Annotated in this window: 14 protein-coding genes; 8 read left to right on the top strand and 6 right to left on the bottom strand. The window is 54.8% G+C overall.

Annotated elements, in window-relative coordinates; genetic code table 11:
* Positions 1–23 precede the first annotated feature (23 nt).
* On the top strand, positions 24–1,145 hold the full coding sequence (gene roxA, locus KI228_RS09370; RefSeq protein ID WP_044254920.1) for a [50S ribosomal protein L16]-arginine 3-hydroxylase: 1,122 nt from the start codon (positions 24–26) through the stop codon (positions 1,143–1,145).
* A 103-nt stretch (positions 1,146–1,248) separates the two neighbouring features.
* Here roxA and pepT read toward each other — a convergent pair whose 3' ends face one another.
* A complete protein-coding gene (pepT, locus tag KI228_RS09365) occupies positions 1,249–2,475 on the bottom strand; it encodes a peptidase T (RefSeq protein ID WP_043000954.1) in 1,227 nt (408 codons plus the stop codon).
* 372 nt (positions 2,476–2,847) lie between these two features.
* On the opposite strand from pepT, the gene potA reads away from it, so the two are divergent.
* The 4 genes from potA to potD are packed head-to-tail and all read left to right on the top strand — an operon-like array spanning position 2,848 to position 6,656.
* Positions 2,848–3,984, top strand: coding sequence for a spermidine/putrescine ABC transporter ATP-binding protein PotA (potA, locus tag KI228_RS09360; RefSeq protein WP_043000955.1), 1,137 nt, complete (start codon positions 2,848–2,850; stop codon positions 3,982–3,984).
* A complete protein-coding gene (gene potB, locus KI228_RS09355; protein WP_061070229.1) occupies positions 3,968–4,825 on the top strand; it encodes a spermidine/putrescine ABC transporter permease PotB in 858 nt (285 codons plus the stop codon). Before potA ends, potB begins: the two co-directional genes overlap by 17 nt.
* Positions 4,822–5,613 (top strand): spermidine/putrescine ABC transporter permease PotC, encoded by a 792-nt coding sequence (potC, locus tag KI228_RS09350; protein WP_054176609.1) that lies wholly within the window; start codon positions 4,822–4,824, stop codon positions 5,611–5,613. Before potB ends, potC begins: the two co-directional genes overlap by 4 nt.
* On the top strand, positions 5,610–6,656 hold the full coding sequence (gene potD / locus KI228_RS09345; RefSeq protein WP_044254924.1) for a spermidine/putrescine ABC transporter substrate-binding protein PotD: 1,047 nt from the start codon (positions 5,610–5,612) through the stop codon (positions 6,654–6,656). Before potC ends, potD begins: the two co-directional genes overlap by 4 nt.
* A gap of 36 nt (positions 6,657–6,692) precedes the next feature.
* On the opposite strand, the gene cobB is transcribed toward potD, so the two are convergent.
* The 5 genes from cobB to lolC all read right to left on the bottom strand — a co-directional run bounded on the left by cobB (position 6,693) and on the right by lolC (position 11,668).
* Positions 6,693–7,514: a Sir2 family NAD+-dependent deacetylase gene (gene cobB, locus KI228_RS09340; RefSeq protein ID WP_043000959.1), complete on the bottom strand. Its 822-nt coding sequence runs from the start codon at positions 7,512–7,514 to the stop codon at positions 6,693–6,695.
* Positions 7,515–7,529: 15 nt separating this feature from the next.
* Positions 7,530–8,441 carry an N-acetylglucosamine kinase gene (gene nagK, locus KI228_RS09335; protein WP_061070230.1) on the bottom strand — a complete coding sequence of 304 codons (912 nt, stop codon included), beginning with the start codon at positions 8,439–8,441 and terminating at the stop codon, positions 7,530–7,532.
* Positions 8,442–8,530: 89 nt separating this feature from the next.
* Positions 8,531–9,775 carry a lipoprotein-releasing ABC transporter permease subunit LolE gene (lolE, locus tag KI228_RS09330; RefSeq protein ID WP_054176606.1) on the bottom strand — a complete coding sequence of 415 codons (1,245 nt, stop codon included), beginning with the start codon at positions 9,773–9,775 and terminating at the stop codon, positions 8,531–8,533.
* A complete protein-coding gene (lolD, locus tag KI228_RS09325) occupies positions 9,775–10,476 on the bottom strand; it encodes a lipoprotein-releasing ABC transporter ATP-binding protein LolD (RefSeq protein WP_043000962.1) in 702 nt (233 codons plus the stop codon). The genes lolE and lolD overlap by 1 nt, the downstream gene beginning before the upstream one ends.
* Positions 10,469–11,668, bottom strand: coding sequence for a lipoprotein-releasing ABC transporter permease subunit LolC (lolC, locus tag KI228_RS09320; RefSeq protein WP_061070231.1), 1,200 nt, complete (start codon positions 11,666–11,668; stop codon positions 10,469–10,471). Before lolC ends, lolD begins: the two co-directional genes overlap by 8 nt.
* Before the next feature lie 252 nt (positions 11,669–11,920).
* Between lolC and KI228_RS09315 the strand changes: the two genes are divergently transcribed.
* From KI228_RS09315 to ldtC, 3 genes are all read left to right on the top strand, one after another.
* Positions 11,921–12,994 (top strand): acyltransferase family protein, encoded by a 1,074-nt coding sequence (locus tag KI228_RS09315; protein WP_061070232.1) that lies wholly within the window; start codon positions 11,921–11,923, stop codon positions 12,992–12,994.
* A gap of 109 nt (positions 12,995–13,103) precedes the next feature.
* Positions 13,104–16,550, top strand: a complete 3,447-nt coding sequence (gene mfd / locus KI228_RS09310) for a transcription-repair coupling factor (protein ID WP_061070233.1) — start codon at positions 13,104–13,106, stop codon at positions 16,548–16,550.
* 199 nt (positions 16,551–16,749) lie between these two features.
* Positions 16,750–17,715 carry a L,D-transpeptidase LdtC gene (gene ldtC, locus KI228_RS09305; RefSeq protein ID WP_044254958.1) on the top strand — a complete coding sequence of 322 codons (966 nt, stop codon included), beginning with the start codon at positions 16,750–16,752 and terminating at the stop codon, positions 17,713–17,715.
* Positions 17,716–17,719 lie beyond the last annotated feature (4 nt).

Raw genomic sequence — 17,719 nt, 5'->3', positions numbered from 1 at the left:
GCCCCAGCCTGTGGAAGCTCAATATGGAATACCAATTAACACTCAACTGGCCCGAATTTCTTGAACGTCACTGGCAAAAGCGCCCAGTGGTGTTAAAACGCGGCTTTAATAACTTCATCGATCCCCTCTCCCCTGACGAACTGGCAGGGCTGGCGATGGAAAGTGAAGTCGATAGCCGCCTGGTAAGCCATCAGGATGGCAAATGGCAGGTAAGCCATGGTCCGTTCGAAAGCTATGACCATCTCGGCGAGAATAACTGGTCGTTACTGGTGCAGGCGGTGAACCACTGGCATGAGCCAACCGCCGCGCTGATGCGCCCCTTCCGCGCCCTGCCTGACTGGCGTATCGACGATCTGATGATCTCATTCTCGGTCCCTGGCGGTGGCGTAGGTCCCCATCTCGATCAGTATGATGTGTTTATCATTCAGGGAACCGGTCGTCGTCGCTGGCGCGTGGGTGAGAAGTTGCAGATGAAGCAGCACTGCCCGCATCCGGACCTGCTGCAGGTCGATCCTTTTGAAGCCATCATCGATGAAGAACTGGAGCCGGGCGATATTCTCTACATTCCGCCAGGATTCCCGCATGAAGGCTATGCGCTGGAAAACGCGATGAACTATTCCGTCGGTTTCCGCGCGCCAAACACCCGTGAACTGATCAGCGGGTTTGCCGACTACGTCCTGCAACGTGAGCTGGGCAGTACTTATTACAGCGACCCGGACATGCCGTCGCGTGAGCATCCTGCTGACGTCCTGCCGCAGGAGATGGACAAACTGCGCACTATGATGCTGGATCTGATTAATCAGCCGGAGCATTTTAAACAGTGGTTTGGCGAGTTTATCTCCCAGTCGCGTCATGAACTGGATATTGCGCCGCCGGAGCCGCCGTATCAACCTGATGAAATCTACGATGCCCTGAAACAAGGCGATGTGCTGGTGCGTCTGGGGGGGCTACGGGTACTGCGTGTGGGTGATGACGTTTATGCCAACGGCGAGAGAATTGATTCTCCGCACCGTCCGGCGCTGGAAGCCCTTGCCAGCCATATCGTGCTGACTGCAGAGAACTTTGGTGACGCGCTGGAAGATCCATCGTTCCTCGCGATGCTGGCAGCCCTGGTCAACAGCGGGTACTGGTTCTTCGAAGGGTAACATTGAAATGATGCCGGATGGCGGCGCTAACGCGTCTTATCCGGCCTACGGTTCACATGTCCTGTAGGCCAGATAAGCGTCGCGTCAACTGGCATCAACCACGCTACGACCGCTTCGCCGTTAATTCGGCAATCCGCACAATCACCTGCACCGCTTTTTCCATCCCTTCCAGCGTCACAAACTCATGCTTGCCATGATAGTTGTAGCCGCCAGTGAACAGATTCGGGCACGGTAATCCCATGAAAGAGAGCTGTGCGCCGTCGGTACCGCCGCGAATCGGCTTCATATCTGGTTGAATATCGCAGTCACGCATCGCCTGCTGTGCGATATCCAGAACATGCGGATGCTCAACCACTTTTTCGCGCATATTGTAATAACTGTCTTCAATCACCAGTTCAATATAGCAGTCCGGATGCAGCCCCTTCCCGACCTTCCTGGCAATCTCCATCATCTTACGTTTGCGCGCTTCAAACTGTTTGCGGTCGAAGTCGCGAATGATGTAGTGCATATCGGCGCGATCCACGGTGCCTTTCATGCTCGCCAGATGGTAGAAGCCCTCATATCCTTCGGTCATTTCCGGGCTTTCATCCGCAGGAACCTCGGCGTGAATACGCGCCGCCAGCGATAATGCGTTGACCATCACGCCTTTTGCCGTCCCCGGATGCACGTTATTGCCGACGATTTTGATATTCACCGAAGCGGCATTGAAGTTCTCAAACTCAAGTTCACCCACGCCGCCGCCGTCGACGGTATAGGCCCATTTGGCGTCAAAGGCTGCTACATCAAAGTGTTTCGCCCCTTTGCCCACCTCTTCGTCCGGTGTAAAAGCGACGCGAATATCGCCATGCGGAATATTTTTATGCTTCAGTACCGCCAGCGCGGTCATGATTTCCGCCACACCCGCTTTGTCGTCCGCCCCCAGCAGCGTTTTGCCGTCGGTGGTGATCAGCGTTTGACCAAGCAACTGATGCAGCACCGGGAACATCACCGGCGACAACACTTCATCACCAATGCCCAGCGCGATATCACCGCCGCGATAGTTCTCCACGATCTGCGGATTTACGTGCTTACCGCTGAAATCCGGTGAGGTATCCACATGGGAAATGAAGCCAATAGCAGGGATATCGCCAGGGACATTCGCCGGCAACGTTGCCATCAGCGTCCCTTTGTCACTTAACGTCACATTGACCAGCTCCATCTCTTCGAGCTGCTGTTTGAGCAAATTTAATAACTTCCACTGTCCCTCGGTACTGGGAACCTGTCTCACACCCGCTTTCGATTGGGTATCCAATGAAACGTAGTGTAAAAAACGCTCAAGTAGTTTATCCATGCAGTCACCCTCACTATTTGTGACAACATTATCAGTAAGCCACAAAAGACAAATATTGCGTCAGGTCACTTTTATCCCCGCAAACGAGAATATTTCGCTTCCGGACCCCTTTATTCAGGAAATATATACACAAAAGCGTACAGGATGCATCGCGGCGGCAAGCGCATGAATCCCCCAGGCGCGAACAAACCGTACGTGACTGGGGTATGTGAGTGCAGTCTACAAACAGGCAGTCTGAAGGATGAAGTGTAGAGTAATTAGCAACAAACATTGGCGATGACAACGGTTTGCCGTAGAATTACGGCCCTCATTAAGAGTCACCAAGGTGGTCAACCACAAACCCCGCTTCGGTCAGCCATCCGTTGCGTCTACATGGGACAGAGTAAAAAATTGAATAAACAACCGCGTTCGCTTTCACCGCTGGTTCTTTTGTCAGGTATCAGCAAAAGCTTCGATGGAAAAGAGGTCATTTCTGAACTGGATTTGACAATCAATAATGGCGAGTTCCTCACGCTGCTTGGCCCTTCTGGCTGCGGTAAAACAACCGTTTTGCGCCTGATTGCCGGTCTGGAAACCGTAGATTCCGGGCACATCATGCTCGATAACGAGGATATCACTCACGTACCGGCAGAAAACCGTTATGTGAATACCGTCTTTCAAAGCTATGCGCTATTCCCCCACATGACTGTTTTTGAAAATGTGGCCTTCGGTTTGCGTATGCAGAAAACCCCTGCAGCCGACATCACGCCACGCGTACTGGAAGCCCTGCGGATGGTGCAACTGGAAGAGTTTGCACAGCGTAAACCACATCAACTTTCCGGCGGCCAACAGCAGCGCGTAGCGATTGCCCGTGCTGTGGTCAATAAACCCCGCCTGTTGCTGCTGGATGAATCCCTCTCCGCGCTGGACTATAAGCTGCGAAAGCAGATGCAGAACGAACTGAAAGCCTTGCAGCGTAAGCTCGGCATCACGTTCGTGTTCGTGACGCACGATCAGGAAGAAGCCCTGACCATGTCCGATCGCATCGTCGTGATGCGCGATGGGCGCATCGAACAGGACGGCACGCCGCGTGAAATTTACGAAGAGCCGAAAAACCTGTTCGTCGCCGGATTCATTGGCGAAATCAATATGTTTAACGCCACGGTGATCGAGCGTCTGGACGAACAGCGCGTTCGTGCTAACGTCGAAGGCCGTGAATGCAATATCTACGTCAACTTCGCCGTTGAGCCAGGACAGAAACTGCACGTTCTGTTACGCCCGGAAGATTTGCGCGTGGATGAAATCAATGATGACAACCACATTGACGGCCTGATCGGCTATGTCCGTGAACGTAACTATAAAGGTATGACGCTGGAGTCGGTGGTTGAACTGGAAAATGGCAAGATGGTGATGGTCAGCGAATTCTTCAACGAAGATGACCCGGACTTTGACCACTCTCTCGACCAGAAAATGGCCATTAACTGGGTAGAAAGCTGGGAGGTCGTACTGGCTGATGAAGAACACAAGTAAATTCCAGAATGTGGTGATTGTCACTATCGTCGGTTGGCTTGTGTTGTTTGTCTTTCTGCCCAACCTGATGATCATTGGCACCAGCTTTTTGACCCGCGACGATGCCAGCTTCGTCAAAATGGTCTTTACGCTGGACAACTACGCGCGCCTGCTCGATCCGCTCTATTTTGAAGTGCTGTTGCACTCGTTGAATATGGCGCTGATCGCCACCCTCGCCTGCCTCGTGCTCGGCTATCCATTTGCCTGGTTTCTGGCGCGACTGCCAGAGAAAGTCCGCCCACTGCTGCTATTTCTGCTGATTGTTCCCTTCTGGACCAACTCGCTGATCCGCATCTACGGGCTGAAAATTTTCCTTAGCACCAAGGGCTATCTGAACGAGTTTCTGCTTTGGCTCGGGGTGATCGATACGCCGATGCGCATTATGTTTACCCCGAGCGCAGTCATTATTGGTCTTGTGTATATCCTGCTGCCGTTTATGGTGATGCCACTGTATTCCAGCATTGAAAAACTCGACAGACCGTTGCTGGAAGCGGCAAAAGATCTGGGTGCCAGTAAATTGCAGACCTTAATTCGGATCATCATTCCGCTGACCATGCCAGGGATTATTGCGGGCTGCCTGCTGGTAATGCTGCCCGCGATGGGACTGTTCTACGTCTCCGATCTGATGGGCGGCGCGAAAAACCTGCTGATCGGTAACGTGATTAAAGTTCAGTTCCTCAATATCCGCGACTGGCCGTTTGGTGCCGCAACCAGCATTACCCTGACGATTGTGATGGGCCTGATGCTGCTGGTTTACTGGCGCGCCTCCCGATTGCTGAACAAAAAGGGAGAACTCGAATGATCGGTCGTCTGCTTCGCGGCGGTTTTATGACCGCCATCTACGCATACCTGTATATTCCGATCATTATTTTGATTGTGAACTCCTTTAACAGCTCGCGCTTTGGCATTAACTGGCAGGGCTTTACCACCAAATGGTATGGCCTGCTGATGAACAACGATAGCCTGCTGCAGGCGGCGCAACATTCGCTGACGATGGCGATTTTTTCCGCAACGTTCGCCACCGCTATCGGGTCGCTAACGGCCGTGGCGCTGTATCGCTACCGTTTTCGCGGCAAGCCGTTCGTCAGCGGGATGCTGTTTGTGGTCATGATGTCGCCGGATATCGTGATGGCGATTTCACTGCTGGTGCTGTTTATGCTGCTGGGCATTCAATTGGGCTTCTGGTCACTACTGTTCTCACATATCACCTTCTGCCTGCCTTTCGTGGTTGTGACGGTCTATTCGCGGCTGAAGGGGTTTGACGTGCGGATGCTGGAAGCAGCAAAAGATCTGGGTGCCAGCGAAATGACTATCCTGCGTAAAATCATTCTGCCATTAGCGATGCCAGCAGTCGCCGCTGGCTGGTTGTTGAGCTTTACCCTGTCGATGGACGATGTGGTGGTTTCGTCGTTCGTCACCGGGCCGGGTTATGAAATTCTACCGTTGAAGATCTACTCAATGGTGAAAGTCGGCGTTTCACCGGAGGTGAATGCGCTGGCGACTATTCTGTTGGTGTTATCGCTGGTTCTGGTGATCGCCAGCCAACTTATTGCTCGTGATAAAACTAAAGTTCAGGGGACGTTAAAATGAAAAAATGGTCACGCCACCTGCTCGCGGCAGGCGCTCTCGTCATGGGAATCAGCGCTGCGCACGCGGACGACAGTAAAACACTCTATTTCTACAACTGGACCGAGTATGTTCCGCCAGGACTGCTGGAACAGTTCACTAAAGAGACCGGCATCAAGGTTATTTACTCGACCTACGAGTCGAATGAAACCATGTACGCCAAGCTCAAAACGTACAAAGACGGCGCATATGACCTGGTCGTGCCATCGACTTACTATGTCGATAAAATGCGTAAAGAAGGCATGATTCAGAAGATTGATAAGTCGAAGTTATCCAACTTCAACAATCTCGATCCGGAGATGCTGAACAAGCCGTTCGATCCCAACAACGACTACTCCATTCCGTACATCTGGGGCGCGACGGCCATTGGCGTGAACAGCGACAGCATCGACCCGAAAACCGTCACCCGTTGGGCTGACCTGTGGAAACCGGAATACAAAGGCAGTCTGCTGCTGACCGACGATGCGCGCGAAGTGTTCCAGATGGCGCTGCGTAAACTGGGCTATTCCGGCAACACCACCGATCCTAAAGAGATTGAAGCAGCCTATAACGAGCTGAAAAAGCTGATGCCTAACGTTGCCGCGTTTAACTCCGACAACCCGGCGAATCCGTATATGGAAGGCGAAGTGAATCTGGGGATGGTGTGGAACGGCTCTGCCTTCGTCGCCCGTCAGGCCGGTACGCCGCTGGAAGTAGTCTGGCCGAAAGAAGGCGGGATCTTCTGGATGGACAGCCTTTCGATTCCGGCAAACGCCAAAAACAAAGAAGGCGCGCTGAAGTTGATCAACTTCCTGTTGCGCCCGGATGTGGCGAAAGAAGTGGCGGAAACCATCGGCTATCCGACGCCAAACCTGGCGGCACGTAAGCTGTTAAGCCCGGAAATCGCCAACGATAAATCACTCTATCCGGATGCAGAAACCATCAGCAAAGGCGAATGGCAGAACGATGTAGGCTCCGCCAGCACGATCTACGAAGAGTATTATCAGAAGCTAAAAGCAGGACGCTAATCCAGCAAAAAGGCCCGGAAAATCCGGGCCTTTTTATTACAAACCTTTCAATAACTTCTCCACAAACTCAGGTACAACCTGGCTTGCCGGACCGTAATATTTCTCTTCAAACTCACTGCCGACCTGGCTTGGTTCCAGATTCAGCTCAACCGTATGCGCGCCATGCAGCTTCGCTTCGTGGACAAAACCAGCCGCCGGATAAACGTGTCCGGAGGTGCCGATGGCGATAAAAACATCCGCCATGGCCAGCGCCATATAGATTTCATCCATCCCGAGCGGCATCTCACCAAACCACACCACGTGCGGACGCAGCGGCGCAGGAAACTGGCAGCAGTGACATTTATCTTCCGGCGTCACATCGCCCGTCCACTCCAGAATTTGTCCGCTCTGCGAGCAGTGCACTTTCAACAGCTCGCCATGCATATGGATGATGTTCTGGTTACCCGCCCGCTCATGCAAGTTATCGATATTCTGTGTCACCAGCAAAAAGCGGTCGCCCAATGCCTCTTCCAGCTTTGCCAGCGCGATGTGCGCCGGATTAGGCTGGATTTCAGGCTGCTGCAATTGCCGACGGCGGGCATTATAGAATGACTGCACCAGCGCGGGATTACGGGCAAAGCCTTCCGGCGTCGCCACATCTTCAACCCGGTGTTCTTCCCACAGTCCATCAGCGGCGCGGAAGGTACGAATACCAGACTCCGCGGAGATCCCTGCCCCTGTAAGCACCAAAACTCTTGGTTTTTCCATCACTTCCGGTACCACTCTGTCTCTGAAAAAGATCCGTTGACGAAGGCGTTCGCGCAGATGGCGTTTGTTTTTCCGAAATCGACTTAACCGATGACCCCGACGCGACAGCATAGCAACCTCTTTTGATTAATCGGTAAGATGTAAGAAGGCAGCACCACGCATCCCACCGGCATCACCATGTCGTGCTCGCTCAATGCGGGGCACTCGTGCCACGGGAAGCAGATGACGCGGTAGTCTGTCCGCCAGATCGGTGGTAATGGCGGTAAAATTCGACAATCCGCCGCCGATGACGACCAAATCCGGATCGACAATAGTCAGGATATTTCCCAGACACACCGCCAGCAAATCCAGATAACGCTCAACATGCGCCCGCGCCTGTTCATCGCCTTGCTCCCACAGTGAAATGATTTCAGGCGCCTGTAACGGTTGATGATAATAATGCTGATACAACCAGGCAAATCCTCGCCCGGACAGATAATTTTCAATACAGCCGAGTTGACCGCAGCCACAGCGGCGCAACGGGAAATCGAGACCCATCAGGGTGAGCGCATCGACCGGCAGACGCATATGACCAAACTCGCCGGTAATGTAACTGCGCCCGGTAATCGGTTTTCCGTTGAGGATTAAACCGCCGCCCACCCCGGTGCCCAGAATCAAGCCCATCACCAGCGGATAGCGGGTGAATTCATCATCCCAGGCTTCAGACAGGGCAAAACAGTTTGCATCGTTGTCGAGACGAACGTCGCGATCAAGGCGCGCGCTAAGATCGGCGCGCAGGGGTTTGCCGCTGGCAGCAGGGACATTCGCGGCATACAGCGTGCCATCTTCGGTTTCCGGCATTCCGGGGATGCCAATGCCCACCGAACCTTTCACGCCAAAACGCTGATCGGCTTCCGCCACCAGCCCGCAAACAGCCTCTAAAAAAGCGTCATAGCTGTCGCGCGGCGTGGGAACACGCTTTTCCCACTGTAATTTCCGCTCGTTGTCAAAGACGCCTAGCGCAATTTTTGTCCCACCAATATCAAACCCGTAATACATTGCCGCTCCTTGTTTTATACACTTCATCCTTCAGGTGGCCGCTGTTCTGGTCACAGGGAGGTTGTTGTGTATCTCTCACGCAATTATGGTTACTGGCCGCTAAGTACTCTTGCAGGATCGATGTTACTGGCGCGCCGCGCCGGATACCAACTCGCCAACAAACTCAGCAACAGTGCGGTGACCAGCACATAAATCACATCCAGCCAGTGCAATTCGGATGGCAGGAAGTCGATAAAATAGATATCCCCGGAAAGGAACTGATGGCCGATCAGCGTTTCGATGCCGTTAATGATTGGCGTCAGCTGTAGCGAAACCACCACACCAATGACCACGCCGATCAGGCTGCCGAACAGTCCTGCCAGCAAACCGTACCAGACAAAAATGGCGCGGATCAGACCATCTTTCGCCCCCAGCGTTCTTAATACCGCAATATCACCACTCTTGTCTTTTACCGCCATCACTAATGTTGAGACAATGTTAAAACAGGCGACACCGATCACCAGCACCATCGCCAGATACATAATGGCGCGAATCATCTGGATATCGCGGTACATATAGCCATAGGTGCCAATCCAGCTCTTGATGTAAACATAGCTGTTGGTCACTTCACCAGCATCACGCACCAGTTTGTTGGCGTTGAAAACGTCGTTGACCTTCAGCGCGATGCCGGAAACCGTATTGTTCATCTCCAGATACTGCTGGGCATCGGCCATCGGGATCATCGCGAAGCTGTGATCCAGTTGACCGCTTAACTGCAAAATGCCAGCAACGTGCAGCCGCACGCGTTTCGGTTGCATCAGCTTATGATCGGCATTTGAATTGGGGATCATGATGGAGACCCAGTCCCCCTGCTTCACCTTCAGCGCGTCTGCGACGCCCTTACCGATAATGATTTGTTGTTCACCAGCTTTAAAATCAGCCCAGGCGTTATTCTGCACAAACGAGGGCAACGCGCTCAAACGCTGTTCCTGCTGCGGATCCACGCCTTTTACCTGAATAGCGCGCAAATTCGCCCCGCTCTCCACCAGTCCGGTAAAGTTGATGTACGGCGCTGCGGCGGTAATACCCGGCACCTTCTGTACCTTCTCCAGCGCTTCGCGCCAGTTGGTCCACGGTTGATTAACCGCTTCAATCTCGCCGTGCGGCACCACGGCCAGAATGCGGTTGTTCAGCTCACGCTCAAAGCCGTTCATCGCGCTCAGGCCGACGATCAGAACCGCCACCCCCAGCGCGATACCGATAGTCGAGATCACCGAAATCAGCGATACCATACCGCTGCGCCGCCGTCCCCGGCTAAAGCGCAGACCGATTAATAACGATAAAGGCGAGGCCATTACTCCGCCCCCATCAGGCTCAGTTCTGCCGTCAGGCGTCCGTCACGCATTTCCAGTTGGCGACTCATGCGCTTCGCCAGCTGCAGATCGTGAGTGACGACCAGAAACGCGGTGCCCTGCGAGCGGTTCAATTCGCCCAGAAGCTGGAAGATGCTGTCGGCGTTGCGCGCATCCAGATTACCGGTTGGTTCATCCGCCAGCACCAGTCGCGGGTTGTTGACCAGCGCGCGGGCAATCGCCACACGCTGACGCTCACCGCCAGACAGTTCAGACGGACGATGGCTGGCACGATGATCCAGCCCTACCGCTTTCAGCATTTCACGCGCCCGTGCGTTAATTTCAGCCGGTTTGTGTTTGCCAATCAGCAGCGGCATCGCCACGTTTTCCAGCGCGGTGAAATCCGGCAGCAGGTGGTGGAACTGATAAATAAAGCCGAGCTTCTGATTACGCAGCTCCGCTTTCGCCGCCGACGACAGTTTACTCATCGGCTGACCGCTAAAAATGACATCGCCGGAGGTCGGGGTATCCAGCCCGCCCAGCAGGTGCAACAACGTACTTTTGCCGGAGCCGGAGCTGCCGACAATCGCCATCATTTCGCCTTCGCCCACGCTGAAGCTGACATCGTGCAACACGTCGGTTTGCACGGAACCTTCCTGATAGCGTTTGCACAGTTTGTCGCATTGCAACAGGATCTTATTCATAACGTAAAGCCTCAGCGGGTTGAGTGGCGGCAGCGCGCCAGGAAGGATAAAGCGTAGAAAGTAGCGCGATGGCCATTGCCACCAGCGCAATGACGATGACCTGCAGCGGCTCGATCGCCACCGGCAGCGCCGCACCGTCCAGCAGGATACCGATCACCGGCATCAAGGTATTGAGCTGACTGGCCAACAGCGCACCCAGCGCGGCACCCAGCAGCGCGCCAATAATCCCGGCGCTGGCCCCCTGTACCATAAAGACCATCATGATCTGTCGCGGCGTCAGCCCCTGCGTTTGCAAAATAGCCACTTCTCCCTGCTTCTCCATCACCATCAGACCCAACGAGGTAATAATATTGAACGCGGCAACCGCTACGATCAGGCTCAACAGCAGCCCCATCATGTTCTTTTCCATCCGCACGGCCTGGAACAGTTCGCCTTTACGCTCGCGCCAGTCCTGCCATTTCGTCCCTTCCGGCAACGTCTGCTGACTGAGCGAATCCACCTTCAGCGGCTCATTCAGCCACAAACGCCAACCGGTGATATTCCCGGCCGGGTAGCGCATGATGCGCGAGGCGTCCTGAATATTGGTCAACATCTGGTAACCATCGACTTCGCTGTTCGCTGCAAAGGTGCCAATCACGGTAAACAGACGCTGGCTTGGCAGACGGCCCATCGGCGTGAACTGACTGGCAGACGGCACCATCACGCGGATCTGATCGCCACGATTGACCCCCAACTGGCCTGCGAGCTGCTCACCAAGGATGACATTATACTTGCCTGGCTGCAGATCGGTTTGCTTCACATTGACCAGATACGGCGTAAGCGGATCTTTTTGTGCCGGGTCGATACCCAACATCACCCCGACCGCCACGCTGCGCGCGCTTTGCAGCACGACATCGCCGGTTGTTAGCGGCGCAATACGATTGACACCGTTCAGTTTTAGAGCGCTTTCCGGCAGTTGCTGTGGATTCAGAGAGCCTTGTTCCGCAGAAAGGATGGCCTGGGGCATCAACCCCAGGATGTTATTTTGCAGTTCACGTTCAAAACCGTTCATCACTGACAAAACCGTGACCAGCGCCATCACCCCAAGGGTAATGCCGATGGTGGAAAGCCAGGAGACAAAGCGACCGAAGCGATCTGCTGCACGCCCGCGCATGTAACGCAGGCCGATGAATAGAGCGACAGGTTGGTACATGAAATCCGTCTGGTTGCTGTTAGCAAAGTCACGAGTATATAAGCGAAAGCCGCATGGGTAAACGCCTGAACCGTAAGTGTTCGTCAGTACACAGTTGAAAGGGATCCACCGCGCGACAGGCGCAGGATACCGTCCTCGCTGACCCTGATCCTTTTCTTAAAAAAAACAAAAAACAGAATGTTACGCATTACAGCACCAGAGTCACCCCGCAGGATCACAGGCTATGTTGAATAACGCGAGCGTGCTGTCCTGATGAAAAAGAAAGAACTATGGATTAATCAAATCAAAGGGTTATGTATCTGTCTGGTCGTCATCTATCACTCAGTCATCACCTTTTACCCGCATCTGACCCACTTCCAGTTGCCCCTTTCACAGCTGCTGTCGAAATGCTGGGTTTACTTTAATCTCTATCTCGCCCCGTTTCGCATGCCGGTATTTTTCTTTATCTCGGGCTTTTTGATTCGCCGCTACATCGACAGCGTGAGCTGGAAAGAAAGCGTTAATAAGCGAATCTGGAGTATTTTCTGGGTGCTGGCGCTGTGGGGTGTGGTCCAGTGGCTGGCGCTCAACGCCCTGAACAACTGGCTGGCGCCGTCACGCGATCTGCTTCATGCGTCCAACGCCGCTTACGCCAGTTCCGTTAGCCAGTTCCTTCACGGCATGCTGACTGCCAGCACCAGCCTGTGGTATCTGTATGCGCTCATTGTCTATTTCATAGTCTGTAAAGTGTTCAGCCGCTGGGCCGTGCCGCTGTTCGCCCTGTTTGTTGTACTGAGCGTGACGGTCAACTTTGCTGCCACCCCGTGGTGGGGAATGAACAGTGTGATCCGCAACCTGCCGTATTACAGCCTCGGCGCCTGGTTTGGCGTCCCGCTGATGGCGGGGATTAAAGAGGTGCCGTTGCGCCGATATGCGCTGCCCAGCGCGGCTGCCTTCGTGCTGGCTATCGCCGCATGGCTGTTTAACGTCTCATTGCTGCTGTCGTTGGTCTCTATTGTGCTGATCATGAAGCTGTTTTATCAGTATGAGCAGCGCTTCGGTATGCGTGAATCCAGTCTGCTTAATGTGATCGGTTCGAATACTATCGCGATTTATACCACGCATCGCATTCTGGTCGAGGCGTTCAGCCTGCTGCTGATCCCGCAAATCAATGCCGCCGTCTGGTCCCCCGAACTGGAACTGGCCCTGTTGTTGGTCTATCCGTTTGCCAGTCTGTTGGTGTGCACGCTGTTGGGTCTTGCCATGCGTAAAGTGTCGCAGGACCTGTTCGGCGATATCCTCTTCTCTCCCCCTTCTCGTCCGCAAACCGTTAGCTATTCCCGCTAAACTTTTCGCCCTCCGGTGAGGGCGATTCAATTTGCTAATGAGGAGCGATCACGGATAATAAAGGGCATTGCTTATCAGACGACTACCTAAAAGAGATTCTGACAACCGAATGCCTGAACAACAACGTTACACGCTGCCCGTGAAAGCGGGCGATCAGCGCCTGTTAGGTGAACTGACCGGGGCTGCCTGCGCCACACTGGTGGCGGAAATTGCCGAACGTCATGATGGTCCCGTCGTGCTCGTGGCGCCCGATATGCAAAACGCGCTGCGCCTGCATGATGAAATCCGTCAGTTTACCGATCAGATGGTCATGAGCCTCGCGGACTGGGAAACACTGCCCTACGACAGTTTCTCCCCGCATCAGGAAATTATCTCCTCACGTCTCTCCACGCTGTATCAGTTACCGTCGATGCAGCGCGGCGTGCTGATCGTCCCGGTCAATACCCTGATGCAGCGCGTCTGCCCGCACAGCTATCTGCACGGTCATGCGCTGGTGATGAAAAAAGGCCAGCGTTTATCGCGCGATGCCCTGCGTTTACAGCTCGACAGCGCTGGTTACCGGCATGTTGATCAGGTCATGGAACATGGCGAATACGCTACCCGCGGCGCGCTGCTGGATTTGTACCCTATGGGCAGCGAACAGCCCTATCGTCTGGATTTCTTCGACGATGAAATTGACAGTCTGCGCCTGTTTGACGCGGACACCCAGCGCACGCTGGAAGAAGTCGACGCCATCAATCTGCTGCCCGCCCACGAGTTCCCAACCGACAAAACGGCGATCGAACTGTTTCGCAGCCAGTGGCGCGATACCTTCGAGGTGAAGCGCGACGCAGAGCATATTTATCAACAGGTCAGCAAAGGCACTTTGCCGGCGGGGATCGAATACTGGCAGCCGCTGTTTTTCAGCGAGCCGCTGCCGCCGCTGTTTAGCTATTTCCCGGCCAATACGCTGGTGGTCAATACTGGCGATTTAGAAAACAGCGCCGAGCGTTTCCAGGCCGATACGCTGGCGCGTTTCGAAAACCGTGGCGTGGATCCGATGCGTCCGCTGCTGCCACCGGAGTCCCTCTGGTTGCGTGTCGATGAGCTCTTTTCTGAACTCAAACGCTGGCCGCGCGTGCAGCTCAAAACCGACCACCTTCCCGCCAAGGCGGCTAATACCAACTTAGGCTTCCAGTCGCTGCCGGATCTCGCGGTTCAGGCGCAGCAAAAATCACCACTGGATGCGCTGCGCAAATTCCTCGAGACCTTCAACGGGCCGGTGATTTTCTCGGTTGAGAGTGAAGGCCGTCGTGAATCTCTGGGTGAACTGCTCGCCAGAATCAAAGTCGCGCCGAAGCGCATTATGCGTCTGGATGACGCGACGGAGGCTGGACGCTACCTGATGATTGGCGCCGCCGAGCACGGGTTTATCGATACGACGCGCCATCTGGCACTCATTTGTGAAAGCGACCTGCTGGGCGAGCGCGTGGCGCGCCGTCGTCAGGATTCGCGCCGCACGATTAACCCGGATACGCTGATCCGCAACCTGGCAGAGTTGCATCCGGGTCAACCCGTGGTGCATTTGGAGCACGGCGTTGGACGCTATGCCGGGATGACCACGCTGGAAGCGGGCGGGATCAAAGGTGAATATCTGATGCTCACCTACGCTAATGACGCCAAACTGTACGTCCCGGTCTCCTCTTTGCATCTGATCAGCCGTTACGCCGGAGGCGCAGAAGAGAACGCACCGCTGCATAAACTCGGCGGCGACGCCTGGTCACGCGCGCGACAAAAAGCGGCAGAGAAAGTGCGCGACGTGGCAGCCGAGTTGCTGGACATCTACGCCCAGCGCGCGGCAAAAGAGGGCTTCGCCTTCAAACACGATCGCGAGCAGTATCAACTGTTCTGCGACGGTTTCCCCTTTGAAACCACCCCCGACCAGGCGCAGGCGATTAACGCAGTACTTAGCGACATGTGTCAGCCGCTGGCGATGGACCGCCTGGTGTGTGGTGACGTTGGATTTGGTAAAACCGAAGTGGCGATGCGCGCCGCGTTTCTCGCGGTCGAAAACCACAAGCAGGTGGCGGTGCTGGTGCCAACCACTCTGCTCGCCCAGCAACACTTTGATAATTTCCGCGACCGTTTTGCCAACTGGCCGGTGCGCATCGAAATGCTTTCCCGCTTCCGTAGCGCCAAAGAACAGGCGCAGATCCTGGAACAGGTTGCCGAAGGGAAAATTGATATTCTGATCGGTACGCATAAACTGCTGCAAAGCGATGTGAAACTGAAAGATCTGGGGCTACTGATCGTCGATGAAGAGCACCGCTTCGGCGTGCGGCATAAAGAGCGGATCAAAGCGATGCGCGCCGATGTGGACATTCTGACGCTGACCGCCACGCCAATCCCGCGTACGCTGAACATGGCCATGAGCGGCATGCGCGATCTGTCGATTATCGCCACGCCGCCAGCGCGGCGTCTGGCGGTGAAAACGTTTGTTCGCGAGTACGATGCACTGGTGGTCCGTGAGGCAATTCTGCGTGAAGTGCTGCGCGGCGGGCAGGTCTACTATCTTTATAATGATGTCGAGAACATCCAGAAAGCCGCCGACAGGCTGGCGGAGCTGGTGCCGGAGGCACGAATTGCCATTGGTCATGGGCAGATGCGCGAACGCGAACTGGAACGCGTGATGAACGACTTCCACCATCAGCGTTTTAACGTGCTGGTCTGTACCACCATTATCGAAACCGGGATTGATATCCCGACCGCCAACACGATTATTATCGAGCGTGCGGATCATTTCGGTCTGGCACAGTTACACCAGTTGCGCGGCCGCGTAGGACGTTCACACCATCAGGCGTATGCCTGGCTGCTGACGCCGCATCCCAAAGCGATGACCACCGACGCGCAAAAACGCCTGGAAGCGATTGCCTCGCTGGAAGACCTGGGGGCGGGCTTTGCGCTGGCGACTCACGATCTGGAGATCCGCGGCGCAGGTGAACTGCTCGGGGAAGAACAGAGCGGTTCGATGGAAACCATCGGCTTCTCGCTGTATATGGAGCTGCTGGAAAACGCCGTCGATGCCCTGAAGGCCGGACGCGAGCCATCGCTGGAAGATCTCACCAGCCAGCAAACTGAGGTCGAACTGCGTATGCCGTCGCTGCTGCCGGACGATTACATCCCGGACGTGAATACCCGCCTGTCGTTCTACAAGCGTATCGCCAGCGCGAAGAGCGAGAATGAACTGGAAGAGATCAAAGTGGAGCTGATCGACCGCTTCGGTCTGCTGCCCGATCCGGCGCGTACCCTGCTGGATATCGCCCGCTTGCGTCAACAGGCGCAGAAGCTGGGTATCCGCAAACTGGAAGGCAATGAGAAAGGCGGCACTATCGAATTCGCCGAGAAGAACCATGTTAACCCAGGCTGGCTGATTGGACTGCTGCAAAAACAGCCGCAGCACTTCCGTCTTGACGGGCCGACCCGACTGAAGTTCATCCAGGATCTGACCGAGCGGAAAACGCGGATGGACTGGGTGCGTCAGTTTATGCAGCAACTGGAAGAAAACGCCGTAGCGTGATTGAGTGGTGCCGGATGGCGGTTGCGCCTTATCCGGCCTACACATCGATTCCTGGCCGTAGGCCTGATAAGCGCCGCGCTATCAGGCAAGGTTCCGCGATCTTTACAACTCTTTGCACTTCCCTTGCATTTAAAGACACGCCGCCCCGCCATAATTATTATTGGATTCTTCTGGCATAATAACCCTTTGATTTGTGATGATAATGAACAAGATGCGACTTTCCCGCTGGCTGGCCTTTTTTGCGCTCGCCGCCAGCATTACGCTTGCGCTTCCCGCACAGGCGAATACCTGGCCTCTTCCTCCGCCTGGCAGCAAACTGGTCGGGGAAAATAAGTACCACGTTGTTGAAAATAACGGAGGTTCGCTGGAAGCCATCGCGAAAAAATATAACGTCGGTTTTCTCGCGCTGTTGCAGGCGAATCCCGGCGTGGATCCCTACGTTCCCCGCGCGGGCAGCGTGCTGACCATCCCCTTGCAGACGCTGCTACCGGATGCTCCGCGTGAAGGCATTGTTATCAACCTGGCTGAACTGCGTCTCTACTACTACCATCCGGGGAAAAATTCGGTCACCGTCTACCCTATCGGCATTGGCCAGTTGGGCGGTGATACCCTGACCCCAACGATGGTCACGACCGTCTCCGACAAGCGCGCCAACCCAACCTGGACGCCGACGGCGAATATCCGTGCCCGCTATAAAGCGCAAGGGATTATCCTTCCGGCGGTGGTGCCTGCCGGACCGGATAACCCGATGGGACACCATGCCATTCGCTTAGCGGCGTATGGTGGCGTCTATCTGCTGCATGGCACCAACGCCGATTTCGGTATCGGCATGCGCGTCAGTTCTGGCTGTATCCGCCTGCGTGATGGCGATATTGAGACCCTGTTCAGACAGGTTACACCGGGCACCAAAGTGAATATCATCAATACCCCGATCAAAGCCTCGGTTGAGCCGGACGGGACGCGGCTGGTCGAAGTCCACCAGCCGCTGTCGAAAAATATTGATGATGACCCGCAGGTTCTGCCTATCGTATTGAACAGCACTCTGCAATCGTTTAAAGATTCCGCACAGACGGACGCGGCGGTGATGCAGCATGTGATGGACGTTCGCTCCGGGATGCCGGTCGATGTCCGACGCCATCGCGAGGTGGATCAGCAGTCGATGTAACGAT

This window comes from Citrobacter amalonaticus (assembly GCF_018323885.1).
Taxonomy (GTDB): Bacteria; Pseudomonadota; Gammaproteobacteria; order Enterobacterales; family Enterobacteriaceae; genus Citrobacter_A; species Citrobacter_A amalonaticus.
Note: the sequence above shows the minus strand (reverse complement) of the source record. Positions and strands in the feature narration are given on the sequence as shown.